The organism is Mesorhizobium sp. M2E.F.Ca.ET.209.01.1.1 (genome assembly GCF_004010375.2).
In the GTDB taxonomy this organism is placed as follows: Bacteria; Pseudomonadota; Alphaproteobacteria; order Rhizobiales; family Rhizobiaceae; genus Mesorhizobium.
In genome coordinates, this window is record NZ_SADP02000990.1 from 1 (window position 1) to 303 (window position 303).

Consider the following 303-nt stretch of genomic DNA (forward strand, 5'->3'; position numbering starts at 1 on the left):
CGAGAGGCTAGAGTCTGGTGATCCGCACGGCTGCGTCAGGCCGCTGGAACAGCTCCGGCCGCAGGCTGAGGCCAAGGCCCGGCCCTTCGAGCGGCGCGACATGACCGTCCTGGACCGGCGGGATGTCGGCGACGATCTCGGTGTACCAGCCGGTGAAGTAGGCGCGTACCGCTTCCTGGTAATTGACGTTCGGCAAGGTCGCCGACAAGGCGCAGCTCGCCGCGTAAACGATCGGCCCGGTGCAGTCGTGCAAGGTGACAGGCAGTTCGCTGGCTTCGGCCATGTTGGCGATCTTGCGCGCCT

General features: G+C 66.7%; 1 protein-coding gene. It reads right to left on the bottom strand.

Translation table 11 applies throughout. From position 1 onward, the window contains the following. Window positions 1-7: 7 nt before the first annotated feature. On the bottom strand, window positions 8-303 hold a 296-nt coding region (locus tag EN852_RS38805), incomplete at its 5' end, for an enolase C-terminal domain-like protein (RefSeq protein WP_281407864.1).